This window comes from Polaromonas sp. P1_E3 (assembly GCF_056405935.1).
Map to the genome: position 1 here is coordinate 1 of NZ_JBFUBD010000282.1, position 3,576 is coordinate 3,576.

The 3,576-nt window shown below is 61.0% G+C and carries 4 protein-coding genes and 1 pseudogene; 4 read left to right on the top strand and 1 reads right to left on the bottom strand.

Going from position 1 to position 3,576, the window contains the following annotated elements:
• From AC1D0Z_RS17790 to aroC, 3 genes are all read left to right on the top strand, one after another.
• Positions 1–350: hypothetical protein (locus tag AC1D0Z_RS17790; RefSeq protein ID WP_477659529.1), on the top strand; the 350-nt coding region annotated here is incomplete at its 5' end.
• Positions 351–384: 34 nt separating this feature from the next.
• Positions 385–987, top strand: a complete 603-nt coding sequence (locus AC1D0Z_RS17795) for a hypothetical protein (protein WP_477659530.1) — start codon at positions 385–387, stop codon at positions 985–987.
• 105 nt (positions 988–1,092) lie between these two features.
• Entirely contained in the window at positions 1,093–2,190 is a 1,098-nt protein-coding gene (gene aroC / locus AC1D0Z_RS17800; RefSeq protein WP_477659531.1) for a chorismate synthase, read from the top strand.
• Between the two features lie 12 nt (positions 2,191–2,202).
• Here the strand turns inward: aroC and AC1D0Z_RS17805 are convergent, their stop codons facing one another.
• Positions 2,203–3,087: a DMT family transporter gene (locus AC1D0Z_RS17805; RefSeq protein WP_477659532.1), complete on the bottom strand. Its 885-nt coding sequence runs from the start codon at positions 3,085–3,087 to the stop codon at positions 2,203–2,205.
• A gap of 177 nt (positions 3,088–3,264) precedes the next feature.
• On the opposite strand from AC1D0Z_RS17805, the pseudogene AC1D0Z_RS17810 reads away from it, so the two are divergent.
• Positions 3,265–3,576: pseudogene (locus AC1D0Z_RS17810) on the top strand (hypothetical protein); the annotation flags it as partial.

Below are 3,576 nucleotides of genomic sequence, written 5' to 3' on the forward strand. Positions count from 1 at the left end.
GGGATGAAGAGCAGGACGAAACCTGGGTTCGCCCTCATCCTGCGAAGATGATGGGTCCCGACCTTTACGCCTTGTCTGTTGCTGCCGATTTCCTGGCTTCCTCAGGCCAGACGTTCACCGGCTTTGTTGGCGTGACCACGGCTGGCGATCTCGAGTTTGGGCATGGAGTGCTGCTGCATGAAAACGAGCACATCTTTGTTCCCTCGACCGAGTACCCGCAGGCAAAAAAGGAACGCAAGGCGGTTGCGGCCGCGCTGCGCATGAAAGAGTCTCAGGTCTTCCCGCTCAAGTTCACATTACGCGTCCTTCTGCAGGGCGAAGTTGCACTGCGCCACGGCGAGTTCGCGTAGTCCCAGTGCCGCCAAGCAACAAAACGTTCGCATCATGTCTGTTCTGGATCGACCGTTCTTCAATCTGTCTGTGATCAAGGCACCGGTGGCCGAGGTTGCACAGGCCTTTGATCGCTATCCACCCATGCGGGTCCATAGCTGCCCGACCCCGTTTGTCTTGCCTGAACAGCCGTACGCGGAAGAGCAAGGCGCGCTGCCGCTCGTTCTCTGGTCACCGGTTAACGCGCCTGGGTTAACGGTTTTTATGCCTCACTTGTCTGCGGGGGACAATTACGTGCCAGCCTATGCGCAGTCGACGTTTCGCTTCGATGTGATTTCAATTCGAAGTACCGCGGATGATTGCAAGAAGGACGCGCTCAACGAATTTTCAGCTTATTCCCAAGGCGCTTTGTTGCGCTTTGTACGCGTAATGAGTGACAACCCAGGTTGGGACTTCTATCAAAAAGGAGATCCGTTGCCCTTCGAAAACCTGGAAAAGTATCAGTTGCGATTAAAGCGCAAACGATTGCAGCGAGGCGATGTGCTTGCCTACGCTGAATCCTGGGGCGCTCCAATAACATCGGCAATGTTCTGGCGCAGCGACTTTCCCGCTGTCACTTTTTTGCCGAAAGGACTGGCTCCTTCGGCATCGGATTGACATCACCCCGAGAAACCCGTGTTACCCGCACTGGGGAGGCTTGCCCACGGCGGACCTGAATCAGGCTGGCCGTGACGCCTCAGCCCCCTCTGGGATAATCCCCCCATGAGCGGAAATACCTTCGGAACCCTATTCGCAGTCACCAACTTTGGTGAATCCCACGGCCCGGCCATTGGCTGTGTGATTGACGGCTGTCCGCCCGGCATGGACTTGAGTGAGGCCGACATCCAGGGTGACCTGGACCGCCGCCGGCCAGGCACCAGYCGGCATGTAACCCAGCGCAATGAGCCCGACGCGGTGGAAATTCTTTCCGGCGTGTACGAGGGCAAGACCACAGGCACCCCCATTTGCCTCCTGATCAGGAACACCGACCAGCGCAGCAAGGACTACGGCAACATCCTGGAAACCTTCCGCCCAGGCCACGCCGACTACACCTATCTGCACAAATACGGCCGGCGCGATCCGCGCGGCGGTGGCCGTGCTTCGGCCCGCCTGACGGCACCCATGGTGGCCGCTGGCGCAGTGGCCAAGAAGTGGCTGGCCGAAAAATACGGCACCACGTTTCGCGGCTGCATGACGCAGATCGGTGACATCGCGATTCCGTTTGAGTCGTGGGAACACGTGCCGGGCAACCCGTTCTTCGCGCCGGTCGCTGACGTCTCGAAACTGGAAGACTACATGGACGCGCTGCGCAAGGCGGGCGATTCTTGCGGTGCGCGCATTCGTGTCACCGCCCGCGGCGTGCCGGTGGGCCTGGGTGAGCCCCTGTTTGACAAGCTGGATGCCGACATTGCTTTCGCCATGATGGGCATCAACGCCGTCAAGGGCGTTGAAATCGGCGCCGGTTTTGCCAGCGTGACGCAGCGCGGCACCACGCATGGCGATTCGTTGTCGCCCGAAGGCTTTCAGTCCAACAACGCTGGCGGCGTGCTGGGCGGCATCAGCACCGGCCAGGACCTGGAGGTGTCGATTGCCATCAAGCCGACGAGCTCGATCATCACGCCGCGCCAGTCGATCGACACGGCCGGCAAGCCCACCGAGGTGGTAACCAAAGGCCGGCATGACCCCTGCGTCGGCATCCGCGCCACGCCGATTGCCGAGGCCATGCTGGCCCTGGTGGTGATGGAGCACGCGCTGCGGCAACGTGCCCAGAACGCCGATGTCTCGGTGACAATGCCCGACATCATGCGCAGCCGAAGCTGACGCAGCTCAGCTTCAGGGCTCGGGCGGTGCACCCCGGAACGGGTTAAAGCCGGTGACCAGTGCTGTGGCCGTCAATACCAGCAAGCAGCCCGGCAGCATGCTGGCCGTGACCGGTTCACCAAGAAAAATCCCGCCCCAGGTAACGCCGAAGAGGGGAATCATGAAGGCGGCTGAAGTGGCTGCACTTGCCGGAATCTCGCGCATCAGCCGCATGCTGATCCAGTACATGAAGCCCGAAGTGATCATGCCCAGCACTGCTACTGCCACCAGGGCGGCAGGCGTGGCATTCATCGCAGGTGCTGCTGCGGCTGTGGGTACGAGCAGGATGAACGCGGCCGCGATATGCACCGCAGCGGAAGCCGGGAGTGGCGAATGGGCCATGGTGGCCCGCTTCATCAAGATGGCGCCCACGCCGTAGCTGGCGGAGGCCGCGATACAAGCCAGTGCGGCCAGCACCACCTGCGGCGTGACGGTAACCGGGCCCAGCTGCACGAGCAACGCGACGCCGGCAAAGCCCACCATGCAGCCCAGAAGGCGGCGGCGGGTGAGTTTTTCCTCCCCCATCACGGCGGCGCTCAATACGCCGAAAAGCGGTACTGTGGCATTCAGCACAGCGGAATAGCCCGACGGGATCACCAGCGCGGCCCAGTTGAACAGCACAAAGGGGATCACCACCGTCAGCGTGCTGAGCAGCGCCAGGCTGGGCCAGGCGTTGCGCGCCGGCCATCGCTCCCGTAGTCCATACATCAACACCGACAACACCATGGCCGCCAGCACGCAGCGCACACCGGCAACAACCCATGGGCCCAGGGCCGGACTGGCGATGCGCAGAAGGGGAAATGATGCGCCCCAGAGGGCGGACATGGCGATGAGCTGGAAAAAATGTCGGTTTTGCATGAAGCGCGCGGGGAGGGCGGCAATAGAGGCTGCGATAAAGAGATTCATTGATTGTGCAAGATTCGCGCGCCGCCGACCAAGGGCAAGGCCGGGAGGAAACCGGGAATATTTCCTACAAAGCGGGGTCCGGGTCACGTCTAGATTTGGGTTTCCATGCATTCATTTCAGGAGCCTGTCATGCCCAAAGCCAAAGCTTCTTCAAGGTCCTCGCCTTCTGCTGCATCTTCCCGTCCCGCTGCACGTGCCAGCGTAAGTTCAGATGCAGGTGCCGTCAGTGCGAAGCAGCAAAAAATCCAGCGCGAGCAGGACAGCAAAGACCAGGAGAAAAAAGCTGAGCGTCAGGCTTCATCCAGCAAGGAAAAGAAAGCGGTGCAGGCCGGCAAGAAAAATTACCCCGAGCCGCCTCTGCCCGCGCAGCACTTGCGCAAGCCGGGACGGGAATCCGAGATGGAGCTCAAGCCACAATTCATGGCGCCCGATTACAAAGGC

What these genes read in the sequence shown, in the direction of transcription:
- AC1D0Z_RS17795 (WP_477659530.1), top strand. Translation starts at nt 385, where the DNA reads ATGTCTGTTCTGGATCGACCGTTCTTCAATCTGTCTGTGATCAAGGCA.
- AC1D0Z_RS17805 (WP_477659532.1), bottom strand. Translation starts at nt 3,087, where the DNA reads ATGCAAAACCGACATTTTTTCCAGCTCATCGCCATGTCCGCCCTCTGG.